Below are 21,660 nucleotides of genomic sequence, written 5' to 3'. Positions count from 1 at the left end.
CGTTTGTCATAAGGTTGTATGCAGACAGAAAAAATCGACCGATACGTCCGGGGCGAAGCCGCCCCCGACGAGCGCAAGGAGGTGGAGGAGTGGATTCTCCAGGACGACCGGAATCTACACGAGGTACACGCCGCCAGCATGGCCTATTTCGCCGCGGTGGTCCACGCGCCCGAACCCCAAGCGTTCCGCACGCCGCGCTTTGCGATCCTCCGGCAGCGCCTCGCGCGCTATGCCGTGCAGGCGGCTGCCGTTCTTGCGCTGAGCGCCGGCGTGGGGTACCTTGTGGCACACCGCACCTTGGGCCGTTGGGCCGAGCGGACGATGACCCTCCGCGTCCCGGCCGGCAAGACGCTCGACGTGGTGCTGCCCGACGGCACGGCCGTCAGCCTCAACGCCGGCACGACGATCGAATACCCGCCGGTCTTCGCCCGCTCCGAACGGCGGGTGAAGCTCGCGGGCGAAGCCCTCTTCCGCGTGGAGCACGACGCGCGCCATCCGTTCGTGGTGGAGACTTTCGCCTGCGACGTCGAGGTGCTGGGCACCGAGTTCGACGTGGCGGCCGACGCCGAGCGGGGCACCTTTTCGGCGGCACTGTTCCGCGGCAGCGTGAAAGTCACCGACCGCAACGGGGGCGAGCAGCTGATCCTGCGGCCCGACGAGCGGGTCCACCTCGCGGGCGGGCGCCTCTGCCGCCACGCGATCACCGACCGGGCCGAATACCTCTGGCCCGATGGGATCGTCAACATCGCGGGGCTCGGGTTCGAAGAACTGATGGCCCGTTTCGAGCGGGTCTTCGGCGTGCGGATCGAGATTCGGTGCGAGAAGATACCCGACGTGAATTTCCTCTCCGGCAAACTCTACGTCAGCGAGGGGATCGACAATGCCCTCAGAAACCTCCAAATGGGCGCCGCGTTCCGCTTCGAACGCGACCCCGAGACCAATACCGTCACCATCTTTTAAACCCTCGTGCCTATGACATAGACCATCGCCTGACCGACCAACCGAGTCCGTTGTCAGAAAAAACGGCCTGCCGGTGCGCCAACACCGAACAGGCCCGGACAACAGTTCATCGCAAAACCACAAACTATCGTACCTTAATTCTACAAATTTATGAATAAAAAAGTATTCGGCAAAATCCGAGGTCTGTGTACTTTGGCGTTCGCCGCGTTTCTGTGCCTCAACTCCTCCGCGGCACACGCGCAGACGGCCCGCGTGACCCTCCGCCTCGAAAGCGTCCCGATGGAGCGCGTCATGGCCGAAATCGAACGGCAGACCAAATACCTCTTCCTCAATCAGGATGCCAATGTGGGTCAGACCGTCACGGTCGTGGGCACCGACCTCCCCTTGCGCGAAGCGCTCGACCGCATGGTTCGCGGCACCGATGTCAGCTACCGGATCGCCTCGGGCATGAACATCCTCCTGACCCGCAACCCCGCACTCCTCCCCGCCCAGATCAACGGACAGGTGCTCGACGAGCGGCGCCAACCCGTCGCCGGGGCCACCGTCCTGGTGCGCGGCACCTCGAGCGGCACCACGACCGACGCCGAGGGGCGCTTCACGCTGACCGTTCCCGCTCCGGCCGCCGAGGCGCAGCTGGAGGTCAGCTTTCTGGGCTACGAGACGCGCACGGTGCCCGTCGGTACGCGCACCGCATTCGAGATCACGCTGCGCGAAGCCGCGGCCCAGATCGAGCAGGTCGTCGTGACCGCGCTGGGTATCAAGCGCTCGGAGAAAGCATTGTCATATAACGTCCAGCAGGTCACGGCCGACCAGATCACCCAGGTCAAGGACGCCAACTTCATGAACTCGCTGGCCGGCAAGGTCGCGGGTTTGCAGGTCAACGCCTCCTCGTCGGGCGTCGGCGGCGCGTCGAAAGTGGTGCTGCGCGGTCCCAAGTCGATCTCGCAGTCGTCGAACGTGCTCTACGTCGTGGACGGCATACCCATGTACAATTTCGGGGGCGGCGGAGGCACGGAGTTCGACTCCAAGGGCGAATCGGAGGCCATTGCCGACCTCAACCCAGAGGACATCGAGTCGATCTCGGTCCTCAACGGCGCCGCCGCGTCGGCCCTCTACGGTTCGAACGCCGCCAACGGTGCGGTGATGATCTCCACGCGCCGCGGGCGCGCCGGGAAACTGGACGTGAGGCTGACGACCAACAACGAATTCATGCGGCCTTTCATAATGCCCGATTTCCAGAACCGCTACGGGACGGGCAGCAACGGCAAGCGCGACGGTTCGCCCGTCCAGAGCTGGGGCCCGAAGCTCCTGCCCGCGGCCCGCACGGGGTACGATCCGGTCGATTTCTTCGAAACGGGCTACGTGACGACCAACTCGGTGACCCTCTCGGGCGGATCGGAGAAGAACCAGACTTTTTTCTCGGCCGCAACGGTCAACTCCGAGGGGCTCGTTCCGAACAACTATTACGACCGCTACAATTTCACGTTCCGCAACACGACGCTCTTTCTTCAGGACCGTCTCAAGTTGGACGTCGGTGCCAGCTACATCGTGCAGAGAGACCAGAACATGACCAACCAGGGCGTCTACTCCAACCCGCTGGTCTCGGCCTACCTCTTCCCGCGCGGCGAGGACTTCTCGCTCACCGAGAATTTCGAGCGCTGGAACCCCGCCCGCGGTATTTACGAACAGTTCTGGCCCTATGGCGAGGGCGGCGACCTGCGGATGCAGAACCCCTACTGGATCGCCTACCGCAATCTGAGGAACAACAGCCGCGACCGCTACATGCTCTCGGCGGCGCTCTCCTACCGGTTCAACGACTGGCTGAGCGTGGCGGGCCGTGTCCGCGTGGACAACGCCAACAACCTCTACACGCAGAAACTCTACGCCTCGTCCGATGCGACCATCACCGAGGGCAGCACCCAGGGTTACTACGGCGAGGCGCGCCGCTACGACAAGCAGATTTACGGCGACGTGATCCTCAGCATCAACAAGTCGTTCGGCGAGGAGTGGTCGCTCAACGCCAACGCGGGCGCCTCGATCAACGACACCCGCACCGACGAGCTGGACTACCGCGGTCCCATCCGCACCGAGGGCATTCCCAACGTCTTCTCGGTCTTCGACCTGGACAACACCAAGAAGCGGGCCTCGAAAACCGGCTGGCGGGAGCAGACGCAGTCGGTGTTCGCCTCGGTCGAGGTGGGCTGGCGGCAGATGCTTTACCTGACCCTCACGGGCCGCAACGACTGGGCTTCACAGCTGGCCGCATCGCCCCAGTCGTCGTTCTTCTACCCCTCGGTAGGCCTCTCGTGGCTGCCGAGCGAGACCTTCGACCTGCCTGAAGCCATCAGCTATTTCAAGGTTCGCGGCTCCTATTCGTCGGTGGGCGTACCGTTCCCGCGCCACCTCACGGTCCCGACCTACGAGTACGACGCCACCAACCAGGCGTGGAAGCCCAAGACGCACTACCCCATCGGCGACCTGCACCCCGAACGGACCAAGACCTGGGAGGCGGGTATCGACCTGAGGTTGTGGAAGCGGCTCAGCCTGAGCGCTTCGTGGTACCGGGCCGACACCTACAACCAGACGTTCGACCCCCTGATTTCGGTCTCGTCGGGCTATTCGACGATCTACCTCCAGACGGGCCATGTCCGCAACACGGGCGTCGAGGCCACGCTGGGCTATTCGAACGAGTGGCGCGGCTTCGCCTGGGACTCGGGCGTCACGTTCTCGTGGAACCGCAACCGCATCATCGAGCTGGTCCACAACTACACGCACCCCGAGACGGGCGAGCCGATCACCAAGGAGCGGCTCGAAATCAAGGGGCTGGCCAAAGCCAAGTACGTGCTCAAGCCGGGCGGCACGATGGGCGACCTCTACACTGCCTCGCACCTCAAGTACAGCGAAAAGGGCTATGTCGAACTCGACGATCGGGGCAACGTGACCGTTGAGGACAACCTCAGCGACAAGACCGAGATCCTGCTGGGTTCGGTGCTTCCCGACTACAACCTCGCCTGGCGCAACGATTTCCAGTGGAAAGGTGTGAATCTCGGGTTCCTCATCTCGGCCCGCATCGGCGGCATCTGCTACTCGGCCACCCAGGCGTGGATGGACCAGTTCGGCGTCTCGGAATCGACGGCCGCAGCGCGCGACGCGGGCGGCGTCCTGGTCAACGGCCGCTCGACGGTCGACCCCCAGAAATGGTACCAGGCCGTTTCGGCGCAGGGCGGTCTGCCCCAGTACTACACCTATTCGGCGACCAACGTCCGTCTTCAGGAGCTCTCGCTGGGCTACACGCTGCCCGCGCGCTGGTTCCGCGACGCCTGCCGGATCAATGTCTCGCTGGTGGCCCGCAACCTCTGGATGATCTACTGCAAGGCGCCGTTCGACCCCGAGTCCACCGCCTCGACCGACAGCTTCTACCAGGGCATCGACTATTTCATGATGCCGTCGCTGCGCAGCGTGGGCTTCAACGTTAAACTCACATTCTGACGACCGCTATGAAAACCATACGTCTTACAAATCCTATCGCCGCAGCGCTCCTGGCAACGGCACTCGTCGGCCTCGTGCCCTCCTGCACGGGCAATTTCGAGGAGATCAACCGCAACCCCAACGAGGTCACCGAGGCGGAGATCCAGCGCGAGAACTACAAGACCGGAGCCAACATCAAGGGCCTGATCGGCCTGGTGGTCCCCGCCGAGGAGCACATCTACCAGTTCAACGAACTCCTGATGGGCTGCTCCTACGCCGGTTACGCCGAGGGCACGCCCGACGGCTGGCAAAATAAGTTCTCGACGTTCAACCCCACCGTGGACTGGCTCAAATGGCCTTTCGTGAACGTCATGTCGGAGACCTACCCCTACTACCGGGGCGTGCGGAACGGCACCGACAACGAGGCCATCCTCGCCCTGGCCGACGTGCTGCGCGTGGCCATCATGCACCGCATGACCGACACCTACGGCCCGATCCCCTATTCGAAAGTCGTCGAGAACAAGAAAGAGTCGCTCGCGGTGGCCTACGACTCCCAGCAGGAGGTCTACACCCACATGTTCTCGGAGCTCGACGCGGCCATCTCCGTACTCGATGCCAACCGCACCCTCTCGACCGCGGCTTTCGGCAAGTTTGACGGCGTCTACGGAGGCGACATCACGAAGTGGCTCAAGTACGCCAACTCGCTCAAGCTGCGCCTGGCCATGCGCCTTTCGTATGTCGACCAAACCACGGCCCGGACCAAGGCTGCGGAGGCCATCGCCGCGGGTGTCATCCTCACCAACGACGACAACGCCAACCTGCGCCTCGAGGAGAACCGCACGGCCCTCTGCTGGAACGACTGGGGCGACCACCGCGTCGGTGGCGACATCATCGCCTGCATGAACGGCTACAACGACCCGCGCCGCGAGAAAATGTTTACGAAAGTAACGCTCGGAGAGGGCGAGCAGGCCAGGCAGGGCTTCGCCGGCCTGCGCATCGGCACCGTCCCCACCAGCAAGGACGACGCCAAGGCGGCCTATTCGAACATCCTCATCAGCGGCACGACGCCCTACCTGTGGATGAACGCCGCCGAGGTCGCTTTCCTCAGGGCCGAGTACGAACTGCGCTGGGGCAGCGCCGACGAGGCCCGCGCGCTCTACGAAAAGGGCGTCGAACTTTCGTTCGAGGAGCGCGGAGCCGCCGGAGCCGCCGACTACCTTGCGCAGACCGAAGCCAAGCCCGCCGACTACGTCGACAACCTGGGCGCAGCCAACGCACGGGCGCTGAGCGAGATCACCATCCCCTGGGAGGAGGGCGAGGCGGCTTTCGAGCGCAACCTCGAACGCATCATCACCCAGAAATGGATCGCCATTTTCCCCTTGGGCACCGAGGCGTGGGCCGAATACCGCCGCACGGGCTATCCGCGGCTGCTGCCCGCCCCGCGCAACAACTCGGGCGGGACAGTCGACGCGAGCCTCGGTGCGCGCCGCCTGAACTACCCCGCCGAGGAGTACACCGAGAACCCCGTCCACGTGGCCGACGCCGTCCGCAAACTCGGCGGCACGGACAACTGCGGCACGCGGCTGTGGTGGGACGTCAAAAACCTGTAACCTTAGCGATATGAAAATCAGAGAGATCATACTGACGACGCTGGCGCTCTGCGCCGCGACCTGCGCCCTCCAGTCGTGCGACGACTGGACCGAGCAGGAGGGGGTCGGCACCACCATCGGCCGCCCCGACACCAAGGACCCCGCCGCCTGGGCGGCCTATGCCGCGACGGTGCGGGCCTATAAGAAAACCGCGCACACGCTGGTCTACGCCTCAATGCTCAACGCCCCCGACGTTTCGCTCTCCGAGCGCGATTTCCTGCGCTCGCTGCCCGACTCGCTCGACATCGTGTCGCTGCGCAACGCCCCCTCGGCCGCCGATCTGGAGGACCTCGACCGCCTGCACAAGCTGGGCACCCGCGTCCTCTACGGTCTGGGCCCGGACGGCGATCCGGCGCTGGCCTCCTCGATGATCGCCCGCCATGGCTTCGACGGCGTGGCGCTCATCGCCGACCGGCCGTTCGCCGACCTCGCGGCCACGCTCCGCACGCTGGGCGAAGCCGGGTTGGTGAGCTACGAGGGCGACCCCTCGGCGCTCGACGCCGCCTCGGTGGCCGAACTGGACCTGGTGGTGCTGCCCACGGCGCAGATGACCTACCTCGCGGAGATGGACCTCCTGTACGACGAGGCGCTGCGGGCCGGGGTTCCGGCCTCCAAAATCCTCTTCGGGGCCATGCCGGGCGCCGTCTGGCGCGACTACAAGAACGCGAAGCAGGACGCCATGACCCTCGGGCAGCAGATCGTCACCTCGCGGGCGCTGGCCGGGATTTCGCTCTACGACATCGGCCGCGACTACTACCACACGACCATCAATTACCGGCGCACGCGCGAGCTGATCGCCCGCCTGAACCTAATGCCTAAAAACTGAGCACCATGAAACGAATCTTCCTTTTCGCGGCGTTGCTGGTCCTGGCGGCCACAGCCTGCGACCGAGATGAATACAAGGACAAGACGCCCAACGATCCGGCCCTCTACCTCGATGCCGCGGCGTCGCGTCCGGACATCAACGTCTTTTTCAAACGCACCGTCGAGACCCAGCAGAAAAACCTGATGGCGGTGCTGAGCAGCCCCCTGAGCCACGACATCGAAGCCTCGCTCGCCGTCGATCCCGCGCTGGTCGACCTCTACAATGCCCGCCACGGCACCGACTACGAGTTGCTCGACAAGAGCCACTACGAACTCTCGACCAACGCGCTCTCGATCGCTGCGGGCGAGGTCAACTCCAAACCCGCAACCGTGCAGTTCAAGAATCTGACCGCGCTTCCCATCGACGTGACCTATCTGGTCCCCGTCACCATCGCCAGTTCCGACGTGGGGCTGCTGGGCGCCTCGTCGCGCGTCTGGTACCTCGTCAAGCAGACCAGCGCCGTGACGACCGTGGCCGACCTGACGGACAACTGGATCACGTTCCCAACCCTCGACAAGGCCGGTCCGCAGAGCGACCTCTTCAACGGGCTGACGGCCGTGACGTACGAGATCATCGTGCGGGTCAAGAAATTCGACAAGCAGAAAGCCGAAATCTCCTCGGTGATGGGCGTCGAGCAATACCTGCTGCTCCGCTTCGGCGACACGAGTTTTCCGCGCCAGCAGCTGCAGGTGCAGGCCGGGGGCTCGAAATTCCCCGATGCGGACGACGTCAAGTCGCTCGAAGCGAACGAGTGGTACCACCTGGCCATGACCTACGACGTTCTGGCCGGCGACATGCGCATCTATGTCAACGGCGAGGTGCAGAGCGAGGGAAAGGCCAAGTGGTCGGGAGAAGCCGTCGACCTGGCCATGCGGGCCAAGTACGATGCCGACCCCGAAACGAACGCCTCGCTCAAAGAGGCCTACCAGTTCCTTATCGGCTACTCCTACGACGAGAAGCGTCCCTTGCAGGGCGAGGTGGCCGAGGCCCGGGTGTGGTCGAAAGTCCGCACCGCAAAGGAGATCTGGGACCACATGTACGATGTCGACCCCGCCGCGGACGGTCTCTTGGGTTACTGGAAATTCGATACGCCCGAGGACGGCGACATTATCCGCGACATGACCGGCCACGGCAACGACGGCGTGGCGGCCAAACCGCTCAAGTGGAACACCTCGGTCGAGGTGCCGCAAATCAACAAGGAATAACTTAATGGCAGCAATTATGAAAACATACAATAACTTATTGCATTCGCTTTGCGCCGCCGCGCTGTCGCTGCTGCTGGCCGCCGGACTGGCGGCCTGCACGGCCGACCCCATCGAATTCGATGCGGGTTCCGACGCCGCATTCGACCCCGTGGGCGAGGCCCGTCCGGGATTTTACAGTCGGCTGGCCATCTCCGATACGATGGTGATGATGGACGTGGTACCGGGCTCGAAATTCGAAGATGAATTGATATTCGGTCTTCCGAAAGAGGCCCCTGTTGACAAGGAAATAACCCTGTCGCTGCTGTCCGACGACGAATGGCTGAATCGGTACAATAGCGAGAGCAGCTATCCCGATTTCAATAGCTACAATTTCAATACGAATATGAAATGCGCCTACTTGCCCCTGGAAGCGTGTACATTGCCGCTGGGAAATCTGACGATTCCGGCCGGCAGCAACGGGGTGCGTATCGGAGTGAGGTTCGATCTTTCGAAAGCGGTAGCAGCCAACAGCCAGCATCTTGCCGTATTGCAGGCGGAATACACGAACGAAGAGGGGAAGCCGATCGTTCAGTCATTCTACTACCAGTTGCGTTACGATCCGATCGTAAGCCGCACTTTCGGAGAACGAAAGAAGAAAACAGACATAGCCGACTGCGTGGAACAGCCGCGTCTGCCCTACATTACCGCTATGATTGACCCCTCTTTGATTGATCCCCGCTGCGTCATGGAGTGTGAGTTGCAACGTTGGATATGGATTCGTAACCAGAATATCAATGAAAAAATAAACTATGATGCAATAGATGCAATAGCGATATGGGGTGCTACCGTAATTTACGATACCGAAAAGAAGATACCCAAACTGGCATTCGACTCCAATCTGATCCACCTGCTGCGCAACAACTCCAAGTACCTGGCTCCGATTCGGGAGGCAGGAATCCAGGTCCATGTTATCTTAAGCGGCGGAGGGACCGGCATCGGATTCTGCAACCTCGACGATGCACAGCGCACAGCACTTGTCGAGCAAATCCGCCAGACTGTTGCTCAATACGAACTGGACGGGGTAAACCTCTACGACGAGCAGTCGGGCTACGGACGCGAGGGGATGGCACCGGTCGACCCCGCGTCGTATGCCAAGTTTATCCGCGATTTGCGAGCGGCGCTTCCCGCAGGAAAGGTCATCACCCTCACGGATGTGGGCGAACCGTCTGCCACACTCTACGAGGCGCACGACGGCATACAGGCCGGCGAATACCTTGATTACGCCTGGAGCGGGAATACCTTTGATAATGTCAATCCTTTCGAAACGGGAGCATCCCGCAAACCAATTGCCGGGCTCGACCGCAGCAAATACGGTCTTTTATTCGCTCGGTATCGTGACTATGATAACAAACGTATCCAGGAAAACCATATGATTTACGAAGAATGGCGAATCAATCCCGAAATTCCTCGCTTGGTAACAGCAGAACTGCTACCTATGATTGAAGGAGCGGAAATGTCTACCGGAACCCGTATCTTCAACGATGTTCTCGGGTTCGTCTTGCCGCCGAGGTATACAATACCGGACAGCGGGCCTATCGCTTGGATTACTTGGAATAGTGGCCCGGGGACAGATAACGTCTGGTTAGGTGCCGGAGCCATACCCCCTTACACCTCCGGTCTTCCAAGTCATGCCAACCAACTCTATTACCCCGACTGGCTGCGGTATTGACACATGACGGCCGGACCCGTTGAATCTCGGCTCCGAAATGAAGAACGCCTGCGCACCCTCCCGGTGTGCAGGCGTTTCCGTTCGCGGACAGCCCCCCCGAAAAAAGGGCTTGTCCGGGAAACATTCGTCCCACAAACTCCGCTCCGCACACAAAAAGAGCGTCCGACCGCTTGGTCGAACGCCCTCTCCACAATACGAACCGCTCGGTTTAGTAGCGGTTGCGGCCATAACCGCCGCCGTTGCCGCGACCGTAGCCGCTTCGGCCGTAGCCGTCGTTGCTGCGCTCGGTCTTGGGGCGGGCGACGTTCACCGTCAGCACTTTACCCTCGAACTCGGTATTGTTCAGCGCGTCGATGGCTGCCTGGCCCTCGCTGTCGTTGGCCATCTCCACGAAACCGAAGCCGCGCGAACGGCCCGTATCGCGGTCGTTGATGATGTTGGCCGAGGTGACCTCGCCGTACTCGGCGAAAAGAGCCTGCAACGCATCGTTCTGCGTGCGGAAATTCAGATTTGAAACGTAAATGTTCATTTTTTGATTTTTTATTGTGAATAACTGTTGTGTTCTCTCTTACTGTGCCAGTGCGATCCGCACGGCGTTCATCCCGCGCGTGCCCCGCTCCAGTTCGAACGTGACGATCCGCCCCTCCGCAATGTCGGCGGGCGCTGCCGTGATGTGGAAAAAGTACTTTTCGCCCGACGTCGCATCCTTGATGAAGCCGTAGCCCTTGTCCGCATTGAAATACTCGACCCGTCCGCGGAGCGGTTCCTCCTCCACGTCCTCCTTTTTGGGCGTGGCGATCACGATGTCCTCCAACTTGACCTCCTCGCGGGCCCGCATCTCAGGCGGCGTGTCGGTGATGTTGCCGTTTTCGTCCACGTAGGCGATCATCTCGTCGTGCGAGGCCGTGCCGCCGCTCTGGCGCTCCTCCTTGCGTTTCTGTTTTTCGAGGCGCTTGGCCTGCTTCTTCTTTTCGTTCTCTCTCTTCTGGAATGATTGCGATCCTGCCATTAAAACTATATTGAATTAGGTATGTGTCGGACATGGACAATGCTTCGCACCGCCTGCTGCGGCAGGCGGTGTGGCTCGTGGGGCCGTAAAGGAAATGATCTCGTTCTCGTAATACTCTGTATTGCCTCCTTGCAGATAAGCGTGTAAACTGCCCGGATATTAAAAATCTAAAAACAAGGAAGCTGCAAAAAGTCGATTCAACGATGAAAAGCGCCGGACGGAACGCATCCGGGGAATGCACAGAAAAGAAAGGATCAGAATGAACTCGCAATGTTTACGGGACAAAGGTAGCGAAAATTTTGCCGTTCGCACCTTTTTTGCGAAAAATATTTTTCCGTCGGGCGGCGGATTCGGACCGTCGCCCCGGAAAACAGGATCGTTCCCGCCTGTCGATAACGCCGCGCACCCCCTTTGCGGGTCTGGCACCGAAATTGAATGCCCGACCCGTCATGCAGCCAACGGAAAATAACGCTTCAATCGTACTCGCCCGGCCGTTCATGCGCCGTCACCATACCGGAGAACACACTGTCAAGATACAATCTCAAGTATAACAAACAGTACGACAATGAAAAACAGCCTTGCTTCGATACTGCTTCTGGGCAGTATCCTCCCGCTGTGCGCAGCGCATTCCCAAACCCGCGATACCTCGCGCAAGGAGACGATCCACCCCATTTCGGAGGTCGTCGTGACGGGCACGCGCAGCGAAACGGACCCGCGCCACCTGCCGATGACCATCTCGGTCGTCGACCGTGCGAAGATCGAAAACGGATACGAGCCCTCGCTGCTCCCGACCCTTACCGAGCAGGTCCCGGGCCTCTTCGCCACCGGGCGCGGCATCATGGGCTACGGCGTCTCGGGCGGCGCAGCGGGTCAGATGACCCTGCGCGGCGTGGGAGGCACGCCGACGGGCGGCCCGACCACCGGCCTCCTGGTGCTCATCGACGGCCACCCGCAGTACATGGGATTGATGGGTCACCCCATCGCCGACGCCTACCAGTCGATGCTGGCCGAAAAGGTCGAGGTCGTGCGCGGCCCGGCCTCGGTGCTCTACGGCTCGAACGCCATGGGCGGGGTGATCAACATCGTCACGCGCCGCATGCCCCGCGATGGGGTGCGAACTACGCTCCATGCGGGCTACGGCTCCTACAACACGCTCGAAACCGAGGTCACGAACCAGGTGCAGGCCGGACGCTTCACCTCGACCGTGACGGGCTCCTACAACCGCACCGACGGCCACCGCAAGGACATGGGATTCGAGCAATACGGCGGTTACGCCAAACTGGGTTATCGCATCTCGCGGGCATGGGATGCTTATGCCGACGTGAACCTCACGCATTTCAACGCCTCGAATCCGGGCTCCCTGACCGCGCCGCTCGTGGACAACGACCAGCGCATCACGCGCGGCATGACCTCCGTGGCGCTGCGCAACGACTACGGCCGGACCTCGGGCGCCCTGAGCTTCTTCTACAACTGGGGCCGCCACAAGATCGACGACGGCTACTCGCCCGGCGGCGAGCCGCTCGACTACCGCTTCAACTCGCGCGACCGGATGCTGGGCCTCTCGTGGTACCAGAGCGTGCAGCTCTTCCCGGGCAACCGCCTGACCGTGGGTCTCGACTACCAGCGTTTCGGCGGAAAGGCGTGGAATCGCTACACCGACGGCAAGCCGGACAAGACGACGGCCGACAAGACGATACAGGAGGTGGCCGGATACGTCGATTTCCGACAGTCGCTCACGCGCTGGCTCATTCTGGACGCGGGCCTGCGCCTCGACCACCACTCCGAGGCCGGCACGGAGTGGGTGCCGCAGGGCGGCCTCTCGCTGCTGCTGCCGCGCAACGCCCAGCTCAAGGCGATGGTCAGCAAGGGCTTCCGCTTTCCGACGATCCGCGAAATGTACATGTTCCCGCCGCAGAACCCCGACCTGAAGCCCGAGAAGCTGATGAACTACGAACTTTCGTTCACCCAGCGCAGCCCGGGCGGCGGGTTCTCGTACGGGGCGAGTATCTTCTACATCGACGGCGACAACATGATCCAGGCTATTCCGGTCGACGGCAAGATGAAGAACGTCAACACCGGCCGGATCGAGAACTGGGGCGTCGAGGCCGATCTCTCGGCCCGTTTGTCGAAAGCCTGGACCCTCACGGCCAATTACAGCTACCTCCACATGAAATTCCCCGTCGTGGCGGCTCCCGAGCACAAACTCTGGGTCGGGGCCACCTATGTGCGGGGGCGTTGGAACGTCTCGACGGGCGTGCAGTACATCCGCAACCTCATCACGCAGAAAAAGCCCGAGCTTCGGGACTCGTTCGTTCTCTGGAACGCCAACCTCTCGTTCCGCCTCAACCGCTGGCTCGATCTGTTCGTGCGGGGCGAGAACCTGCTGGCACAGCGCTACGAGATTAACGCGGGTTATCCCATGCCACGGGCTACGGCCCTGGGCGGTCTGAACATCCATTTTTAGAGCCATGAAGCGTCTCCTGCTGCTTACCGCGATGCTGCTGGGCCTCGCGTCCATCGCCTCCGCCCACTCGGGCAAGGCCCGTTTCCACGTCCTGATCGACACCGACGGCGCGGCCGACGACCTGCGCACGCTCTGCCTGCTACTCGGAAACCGCGAAGTCGAGGTACTGGCTGTGACCACCTCCTCAGGGGCGCTGACGCCCGACCGGGCCGCACGGAAAGTCGCCTCCCTCACCCGATCGCTCTACCACGAGGGCGTCCCGGTCGGCGTGGGGCGTGCGGTCCGGGCTCCCGCTCCGGCCTGGCGCGCCCACTCCGAAGAGGTCGCATGGGGAGAGGCACCCGACACGCCGCAACCGCTGCCCGCGGCTGCGGAGCTGATCTGCGAAACGCTCCGGGACGAGGAGGAAAAGGTCTTTTTCATCGCCCTCGGTGCCTTGACCAACATGCAGGACGCGCTGGCGCAGGACCCGTCGCTCGCCGCGCGTTTCGACCGGATCTTGTGGTACAACGACTCCGCGCAGCCGCTCGCGGGCGCCAACTATGCCGCCGACCCCGAAGCGGCCCGGAGCGTCCTTGCGAGCGGCATCCCGGTCTATGTCGTTTCGGCCGCCCCCGCCCGGCCGCTCCTCATCACTCCGGCGCTTCTCGACTCCATCGCCGCCATCCCTACACCTTATGCCGCCCGGATCGTCCGCACGCACCGCGCCGAGCCGCTCGCCCGGCTGGTCCGGGAGCGGCATTTGCAGGCCTGGGACGAGCTGGCGGCCGTCTGCCTCTTCCGGCCCGAGCTGTTCGCCGTCCGCGAGGTCGGCGGAAAGGCCGGCCTTTCGCAGCGCGGAGCGGGCGGTCAGGTATTCGCCTGCACCCTTTCCGATGGGGCGGTCGGGCAGGCCGAGGCCGAGATAGTGGCCATCCTGCGCGGCAAGCCCGACGCGGAGAACCGCGTATTTTACGACTTTCCCGTGCGGTACGGCGATTACGCACCCGACGTGGCGGCGATCATCGACACCTGCATCGCCCGCCACGGCCTCAGCGAATGGCGCGCGGGTGTGCTGACCAACGAGCTGCACGGCCACCTGGGCATCTATGCCACCGTAGGCGTGAAGATGGGCATCCGCGCCCGCGAGTATTTCAACATCGGAGTCGACGACATCGAGGTCCTAAGCTACGCAGGCAGCAAGCCCCCCGTCAGTTGCATGAACGACGGCTTGCAGGTCAGCACCGGAGCCACCGTGGGCCACGGCCTGATCCGGGTGGCCGAGCGGACCCCGCCGCGCCCCGAAGCCCGCTTCTCGTTCAAGGGCAAGACCATCCGGCTGGCGCTCAAACCGGAGTATGCCGAGCGCATCCGCCGCGACGTCGCGCGGGGCATCGAGCTGCACGGCGATCTGACCGAACCCTACTGGCTCTATGTACGGGGGCTGGCTCTGGCCTACTGGCGCGATTTCGACCGGCACGAACTATTCGACCTTTACGTCGAGCAGCCCGGCGGCCTCCTCACCGCAAGATAGGATGCTCCCTCCCCGCTAAAAAAACGGACGGGCCCGCAAAGGCCCGTCCGTTGGTATGAATGTGTCGGCGGATCAGAAAATCCAGGGAATATCCGCTTCGTGCGCCGAGCGTACCTCGGGCGCATTGCGTATCTCCTCGGGAATGGTGGTCCGTACGTAGACGCTCTCGACGGCGGCCGAAGCATTGCTGGTCATGGTCAGCGTGTTGCCGTCGGCGCTCAGCGTGAAATCGTAGGCCGAACGCCACGGAGCGCCGCTGCTGTACACACCCGTCAGGCGCGCACCCTCGACCGCATAGGTTCCGGTGCGCTTCTCGAAGAACGAGGTTTCGACCTGCTGGTAGATGGTACACCGACCATCCACCGCAAACTCGACATAGACATCGAACTCGGAGGGCATCTGGCCGTTCCAGTCGGTCTGGTGCCACTGGCCGACCACGCCCGAATCGACCGTTTTCGGCCCATCGTCGTCCTTCGAACATCCGGCAGCGAACAGAAGCACGGCGGCCGTTAACAGGGAATAGATGTATTTTTTCATACTTTTTCAGCTCTTTCGTTTATAACCAACCTCCGTTCTCGGAACCGGCTTCGCGGGCGATGACGGCAAAAGTCTTCGAAATCTCCGTGCCGCCCGGCACCACGTCCGTTCCGGGCCGGACACCTCCGGCTACCGCCTTGACCGTAATGTGCGCGACGCCCGGCCGCGTACATTTTATCATCAGCTGGCCGTTGTACATTTTCGGTGCCGCCTCCATGCCCAGCCGGTTGCGGTCTTCAGGCGAAACCTCGACTCCCCGGTAGGTCATCTCCTGTGCCGCGCCGCCGAAATGCTTGGTGAGCGTCACCAGTTCGAGTTTGCCGCATGCAACCTGAATGCAGGGCGTACCCTCGACCTGCATCAGCAACTGGTAGGCATCGATCAGACCCGTTCCCATCTGCCCGCGGTATTGGTCGAGCTTGAGTTTTCCGCCCGTGGTCTTGGTCCCCTCGAAGCGCGAATAAATCTCGTTCACCGAGGTCAGCAGCATGGCCGTGAACTCCTCGCGGGTGAAACGCCTGCCCTTGGCCAGTGCATACGAAAGTCCGAGCGCCGCCACGCCCGACACGTGCGGGCAGGCCATCGACGTTCCCTGCATGTAGCCGTAATCGGCATCGCTGACCTCCGAGCAGAGCGTCGAAAGCACGCCGGCTTTCTCGCCGCCCGTAAATCCTTCGGTCTGTCCGCCCGGGGCGGCGATGTTGCAGCCGTCGCCGTAGCAGGTGTAGGGAGCCGGCAGGCAGTCGGGAGCGAGCGCCGTCACGGAGATGCACTCGCGGTAACACCCGGGATAGCTTGATAAATTCTTGCCGTCGTTCCCCGCAGCGTAGATGGCCAGACCGCCCTCGAGTGCGGGACAGTTGTTCTGCGAGAGAAAATAGTGGATTGCTTCGCATTCCAGCGGCGCCGACTTGCGGTAGTCGCGGTCGTTTGCGATGGAGGAGCCCTCGTAGCCGTACGAGCACTGGAGAATGGAGGCTCCGTGGTCGGCGGCATACTTGATGGCGCGGCTGACGATCAGGTCCGTCGACTTGTTCTTGCCCGAGAAGATCTGACACGACATGATGCGCACGCCGTCGTTGTTTCCCGTACCCCCGGCTACGCCCGCCACGCCGATGCTGTTGTTGTTGACGGCGGCCACCGTTCCGGCCACGTGCGTGCCGTGGCCCTTATCGCCCTCGTTTTTACCCGTGGCATCTTTTTCGACCTTGTCCCACGTGATGGGTCCGTTGTCGCAAAAATTCCAGCCGTGGATGTCCTGGTAGTTGTATTCGGGCGAGGGGTTGGGATTGGTCCACATGTTGGGCGCCAGGTCGGGATGGGTGTATTTCACCCCCTCGTCGATCACGGCCACGATCACCCGCCGGTCGCCGCCGGTGAGTTTCCACGCCTCGGCCACGTTGATGTCGGCACCCGCCACGGCCTGGGTTCCCACGGCCTGATCGGCGTTGTTGATGTAGTGCCACTGCCAGAAGATGTCGGGGTCGTTGAACTCCGAGCGGATGAGCGAGCGGCTCTCCGTGCGGGCGCTCTCCCGGAAAGGAATCGCCTCGCCTCGGTAGCTCAACTGGCGCTCGGCGCTGAACTGGATGGTCGAGATTTCGGCCACGGCCGAGAGTCGGCGGGCCGCCTCGTCGAGGTCCTGCTCTTCGTCGAAATGCAGCACGTACCAGCGGTGCAGCCCCGCTGCGCGGGTGGCAGCTTCGCGCTCCCCGGCGTGGGAGAATACCCTTTCGAGCGATGTGACGCCCAGATCGGCGAGAATCTCGTCCACCGACTCGATCCCCGAACGGGTCACCGCCGAGCGGGTCGCCGCGAAAGCGGCCGCGGCCTGTTCCAGTTGCGGGACGGCCTGCTCGTCGAACTTGGCGATCAGCGTCCCTTGCGCCGCGTGGTCCGAGGTATTGCATATCTTGGCTGCGGCCGTGTCCCCGGCGGCGCCGGTCGCATCCGGCCTCTCCTGCATGGGGTCGGAGGTACATGCCGCCAGCAGAATGGATGCAAAGATCAGAAATTTCTTGTTGTTCCGCATAAAATTGTCTTATTGAGTGAAAGGCATGTCTTTCGTTTTAGGAAAAGGGCGGAACCGGCATCATGCCCTGCTGCCGGTTCCGCCCCGGTCCTGCTATCTTTCTACCTGCGCTGCCTCGAGCCCCGCCGTGCGGACGAAACCGCTCGTCGCAGCCGCAGGCGCAGCCTGAACAGAGGTGGTCTCGATGCTGATGGCGGCCGGAGCTCGCTTCACGGCCGGCGCCGAAGCGGGCAGCGGCGTGGTGACGAGGTTGATCGGCATGCGGACCTCCACGGGCGGCAGGTAGCCGCCCACGCCGGTGAATTCGCGCTGCTCGACCAGATTGCGCACCGCAAGCGAGGCGTACATCTGCCGGCGCAGGGCGGCAATATTCTCCAGCGCGGCGCTGGGCGCCATTCCGTGATCCTTGGTCGGGTCGATGAGCAGCATCTCGTCCATGAGGCTGAAGATCTCGGAGTTGCTACCCGAGAAGAGGAACCGGAAAGTATAGCCCGAATTGATCCCATCCACCGAAGGCACGCAATAGAGACATCCGTCGGCTACGGCACCCATGTACATGCAGGGACCCGAATAGATATTGAGTTTTCCCTGGGCGAGGTCCTCTACCGTGATGAAGCCCACGATCGTCTCCTGGCCCTTGTATACTGGCTTCGCATCGGTTTGCTGGATGTTGAGCCGCAGAGCGCCTCCGTAGACGTCCTTGTTCGAGAAATCGCTCACGCCGGGCATGTAATCGCTGTTGATTCCCCCGTCGCTGTCGAATTGCAGACCGGAAAGACCGAAGATACTCAGTTTCGGCGTGTAGGCCGTACTGCTATCTCCCTCTTTCATGGTCACCTTTCCGATCTTGCGCCGCGTGGCTTTCTCGTCCACGAAATTCAACGCATAGTAGTTCCACTCGGTACCCGTCAGCGTCCCGACCGAGGGCTGCTCGTTGAAGGGCAGGAAATCGGAGAACTCGAACGTATCCATCAGCGCGTTGTAGGTACCCGTCGTGCGGCAGGTCGCCGTGAAGATCTTGTGGACATACCCGTTGTAGGCGCGCATCAGCAGCGTGAATTCGCGGTCGCTCGCCAGTTTGGTCAGCATCGTGCTGAAATGGCCTCCGTTGAGCGCTTCGAGCTGTTCGGCCGTAAAGGCGATGCCCCGCTCGTTGAGCAGCGCTTCGGGATCGGCACCGTTCATCCGGTCGGTACGGAACAGACCGTAGGTCACCGACTCGATATTTTCGCCGTAAGCATAGAACTTGACCGCATTGTCCGTACTGATTCCCTGGCCGGCGTATTCATTGGTAGCCTCCAGCCCCATGGTCACGATCACCGGCTGTTCGTCGCCCTTGGCCACGTAGCCGAAATTGACGTAGACGTAGTCCTGCATGAAATCTTTCTCGTCGTAGACGCAGCCCACGAGCGTATATTTGCCCGTCGCCTTGTTTTCGATGCGGATGGTGCCCGAAGCGGTTATCTGACCGTCGAATTCTTTTGCGGCATCCATGTCCTGCGCCGCCAGACTGGCCTGTCCGGCATCGAGCGTTCCCTCGAATACCGAGAATTTCAACGCGGCGGCGTCGGCCACCAACGTCGCGGCGATCTCGACCACGCCGTCCGCCGGGTCGTTCTTCGAGAGCGTGACCGTATAGTCGGGTATGACCACGCCCGGAAGCTGAATACGCAACATACCGTCGCGGTTGCAACGGAAGAATTTCCCGGCTTCGTTTTCCAGTTCGGCCATGATGCTCTGGGCGGGGAATGTGATGATTCCGTTTTCGAGCGTTCCGTATTCGCTGGCCGACTCCTCCATCATGAAATTCTCCGAGCAGTTGGAAGCGATCTTCAGTTCGCCGTTCTCGGTAAGAATCGTCAGTCCGGTAGACTGGTAGGGAATGTAGACCCGTTCGGGTTTGCGGGCGTCGACGATAGTCCACAAATCCCGTGAGGTCACGGGCAGGTTTCCACCCACCATCGCAGTGATCAATGCCTGGTTGAACACTTTCATGCGGTAGTATCCGGGCATGTCCCGCCGCTGGTAGATCTCGACCTCGACCTCGGGATTCTTGTTGAAACCCGGCGATGCGTTGCTGTACATGTTGCTGACGAAATCGTCGCGCCACTTGCCCTTGGTCTCTCCCTCGGGACCTTTCACCAGTTCCCAGCCCGCACGGACGACCGAAAACGACAGTTCGGTGGAGCGGGGACCGTAGAGCGAGATGTAGTCAGGGTCCTCGATGCGGATGTCGCACTTGTATTCGGTACCCTCCACGGCATTGGGGAACGAGACCTCGAATTCGGTCTCCGCCTCGCCCGGGCCGAAAGTGATCGGCTCGATCTCGAGGATTCCCTCCTCGCTGGGGGTGATGACCACGGGAACCGTGATGGCCTCCAGGTAGCGTGTGCGGCGGACCTTGAACGAGACCGTCGGCTCGTCGGCCGGGTCGCGTTCCACGGTGGTCGAAACATCCTGCTCGGGGAAATAGACGCCGTAGTTGTCCGGGTTGTCCTCGGCACCGGGCGTGTAGGTCAGATCGCTTGAGCATCCGGCGCATACTGCTGATGCCAGAAATGCCCACAAGATATGTTTGAGTGTCTTCACTGTGCTCTGATTTAGATATTTACACATTATTCAGCTGCTTAACCTTTCCAGGGATCGACCTGTCCCGAGGGATCGGGGTTGTTCTGGGAGGCGATGGCCGAGTTGTTCTGCACCTCGTTGCGGCCGATCACGAAATTCCAGTACGGAGCGCGTCCCTCGACGTTGAGCCGGTACGACGCCGGCGCGTTGGTGCCGACGTAACCGCGTTTGCTGGACATGTCCAGCCGCTTCATGTCGTACAGGACGATGCCCTCGCCCCAAAACTCGATGCGCTTCTGGAGCATCAGCTCGTTGATGAAGCTCTTGAGCACCGACTTGTTCGAGCAGTCGTAGAAGCCGCGGGTCATGCGGTAGGAGTTCATGAACTCGTTGAGCAGCCGGATGCCGCCGGCCACGTCGCCCGCCTGGGCCGTGGCCTCGGCTTCGATGAAATACATCTCCTCGACGCGCATGCAGCAGTGGTCGGCCGCACCGCCCACCTTGAACTCCTTGTAAGCGCCCTGTGCCGGACGGAACTTGATATTGGCGTAGTCCTTGAGTTGGTTGGCAAAGTACTCCTTGCTGTCGCTGCGGCAGCTCTTGTAGGCGTACGAACTGCGGTCGGGATCGAGCCACGAGTGGCGGCGGAAATCCCTGATGTCGATGCTGTTGTAGAGGTTGCGGTTGATTCCGCGGCCCGCGTGGTAGGGCGCCCAGTCATTCTCGCAGCTCATGTGAACCGTGAAGCACAGCAGGTTGGCGACGCTTTCGCTCGGAAGCGCCAGGCCCCAGATCCAGGCATTGTTCGTCCCTGCGTTGTTGAACCCGTTGTTGGGGTCCTCCCACTGCTCCTGCGTGAGCGGCGTGCAACCGCTCGTATTGATGGCCTTGCGGGCGTATTCGGCTGCCGAACGGTAGGCTGCGGCGTCGTTCTCCGAGGTGCCGCGTTCCAGGTAGGCCCGGGCTTTGAGTCCGTATACGAGCGCCAGGCTGATGGTGTACTTGTCGGGCGCGCGGAACGATTCGAGCAGCTCCTCGGCCTTGTTCAGGTCGGGGAAGATGATCTTGTTGTAAATATCGTCCACCGTAGCGCGGGGGTTGTTCTTGGCGTCGGCCTCCTTGGTGTCGGGCAGCACGATCGGAACACCCAGGCCGATCAGTTCGGGCGCATTGGTCACGGTGTTCTCCTTGAACTCGTAGAGCCGCACCAGGTCGAGGTAGAACAGCGCCCGGTAGGTGTAGGCAAAGCCCAGGTAAGTGCGCTCGGTGGCGTCCAGCGCCGCAAGGTTCGATTCGTCGATCAGGCTGATGACGTTGTTGGCCATCATGATCCACTTGTAGTAGTTGTTCCACGTGAGTGCGCCCACGGCGTATTCCGGACCGAGCGCATCGTTGGTTCCCCACTGGTTGAACCAGTCGTAACCGATGTTGCCGGTCACCACCAGGTCGCCCGTCATCGACTCCGTAGCGATGTGGATGGCCGGATAGGAGAAATCCCAGGCCGCGCCCTGCCCGCCGTAGCCCAGCGAGTTGGCCTGGACGAGCGCCGCCGGAATACCGCGGACCTGCGTTTCGAGCGTTACCTGGTCTTCGGTGGCGATGGTCGTGGGGATGGCGTCTTTGATACAGCTGCTCAACAGAAGCCCGGCGAAGAGCGCCGCTATTTTAAGCATGTTTTTCAT

Annotated in this window: 14 protein-coding genes; 8 read left to right on the top strand and 6 right to left on the bottom strand. The window is 62.0% G+C overall.

Going from position 1 to position 21,660, the window contains the following annotated elements; genetic code table 11:
• Positions 1 to 18: 18 nt before the first annotated feature.
• From ACMQ11_RS09575 to ACMQ11_RS09550, 6 genes are all read left to right on the top strand, one after another.
• Entirely contained in the window at positions 19 to 960 is a 942-nt protein-coding gene (locus tag ACMQ11_RS09575; protein WP_418992546.1) for a FecR family protein, read from the top strand.
• 150 nt (positions 961 to 1,110) lie between these two features.
• Positions 1,111 to 4,449: a SusC/RagA family TonB-linked outer membrane protein gene (locus ACMQ11_RS09570; protein ID WP_418992545.1), complete on the top strand. Its 3,339-nt coding sequence runs from the start codon at positions 1,111 to 1,113 to the stop codon at positions 4,447 to 4,449.
• 8 nt (positions 4,450 to 4,457) lie between these two features.
• Positions 4,458 to 6,038: a RagB/SusD family nutrient uptake outer membrane protein gene (locus tag ACMQ11_RS09565; RefSeq protein WP_418992544.1), complete on the top strand. Its 1,581-nt coding sequence runs from the start codon at positions 4,458 to 4,460 to the stop codon at positions 6,036 to 6,038.
• 10 nt (positions 6,039 to 6,048) lie between these two features.
• Positions 6,049 to 6,903, top strand: coding sequence for a glycoside hydrolase family 18 (locus ACMQ11_RS09560; protein WP_418992543.1), 855 nt, complete (start codon positions 6,049 to 6,051; stop codon positions 6,901 to 6,903).
• A gap of 5 nt (positions 6,904 to 6,908) precedes the next feature.
• Complete coding sequence (locus ACMQ11_RS09555; RefSeq protein WP_418992542.1) at positions 6,909 to 8,147, top strand: DUF1735 and LamG domain-containing protein; 1,239 nt, start codon at positions 6,909 to 6,911, stop codon at positions 8,145 to 8,147.
• 16 nt (positions 8,148 to 8,163) lie between these two features.
• Positions 8,164 to 9,855: a glycosyl hydrolase family 18 protein gene (locus ACMQ11_RS09550; RefSeq protein ID WP_418992541.1), complete on the top strand. Its 1,692-nt coding sequence runs from the start codon at positions 8,164 to 8,166 to the stop codon at positions 9,853 to 9,855.
• Positions 9,856 to 10,063: 208 nt separating this feature from the next.
• Here the strand turns inward: ACMQ11_RS09550 and ACMQ11_RS09545 are convergent, their stop codons facing one another.
• Both ACMQ11_RS09545 and ACMQ11_RS09540 read right to left on the bottom strand, forming a co-directional pair.
• Positions 10,064 to 10,384, bottom strand: coding sequence for an RNA recognition motif domain-containing protein (locus tag ACMQ11_RS09545; RefSeq protein WP_418992540.1), 321 nt, complete (start codon positions 10,382 to 10,384; stop codon positions 10,064 to 10,066).
• A 39-nt stretch (positions 10,385 to 10,423) separates the two neighbouring features.
• Positions 10,424 to 10,864, bottom strand: coding sequence for a cold-shock protein (locus ACMQ11_RS09540; RefSeq protein WP_418992539.1), 441 nt, complete (start codon positions 10,862 to 10,864; stop codon positions 10,424 to 10,426).
• 565 nt (positions 10,865 to 11,429) lie between these two features.
• Between ACMQ11_RS09540 and ACMQ11_RS09535 the strand changes: the two genes are divergently transcribed.
• Both ACMQ11_RS09535 and ACMQ11_RS09530 read left to right on the top strand, forming a co-directional pair.
• Entirely contained in the window at positions 11,430 to 13,328 is a 1,899-nt protein-coding gene (locus ACMQ11_RS09535; RefSeq protein ID WP_418992538.1) for a TonB-dependent receptor plug domain-containing protein, read from the top strand.
• 4 nt (positions 13,329 to 13,332) lie between these two features.
• Positions 13,333 to 14,841: a nucleoside hydrolase gene (locus ACMQ11_RS09530; RefSeq protein ID WP_418992537.1), complete on the top strand. Its 1,509-nt coding sequence runs from the start codon at positions 13,333 to 13,335 to the stop codon at positions 14,839 to 14,841.
• A 72-nt stretch (positions 14,842 to 14,913) separates the two neighbouring features.
• Here the strand turns inward: ACMQ11_RS09530 and ACMQ11_RS09525 are convergent, their stop codons facing one another.
• From ACMQ11_RS09525 to ACMQ11_RS09510, 4 genes are all read right to left on the bottom strand, one after another.
• Positions 14,914 to 15,378: a lipocalin family protein gene (locus ACMQ11_RS09525; protein WP_418992536.1), complete on the bottom strand. Its 465-nt coding sequence runs from the start codon at positions 15,376 to 15,378 to the stop codon at positions 14,914 to 14,916.
• Between the two features lie 19 nt (positions 15,379 to 15,397).
• A complete protein-coding gene (locus ACMQ11_RS09520; RefSeq protein ID WP_418992535.1) occupies positions 15,398 to 17,410 on the bottom strand; it encodes a S8 family peptidase in 2,013 nt (670 codons plus the stop codon).
• A 93-nt stretch (positions 17,411 to 17,503) separates the two neighbouring features.
• Positions 17,504 to 19,999: a hypothetical protein gene (locus ACMQ11_RS09515; protein ID WP_418992534.1), complete on the bottom strand. Its 2,496-nt coding sequence runs from the start codon at positions 19,997 to 19,999 to the stop codon at positions 17,504 to 17,506.
• Between the two features lie 38 nt (positions 20,000 to 20,037).
• Positions 20,038 to 21,660, bottom strand: coding sequence for a RagB/SusD family nutrient uptake outer membrane protein (locus tag ACMQ11_RS09510; RefSeq protein ID WP_418992533.1), 1,623 nt, complete (start codon positions 21,658 to 21,660; stop codon positions 20,038 to 20,040).

Origin of the sequence: Alistipes sp. (genome assembly GCF_048465575.1) — a bacterium.
In the GTDB taxonomy this organism is placed as follows: Bacteria; Bacteroidota; Bacteroidia; order Bacteroidales; family Rikenellaceae; genus Alistipes.
The sequence above is the reverse complement of the archived record's forward strand: the minus strand, read 5'-3'. Positions and strand labels throughout refer to the sequence as shown.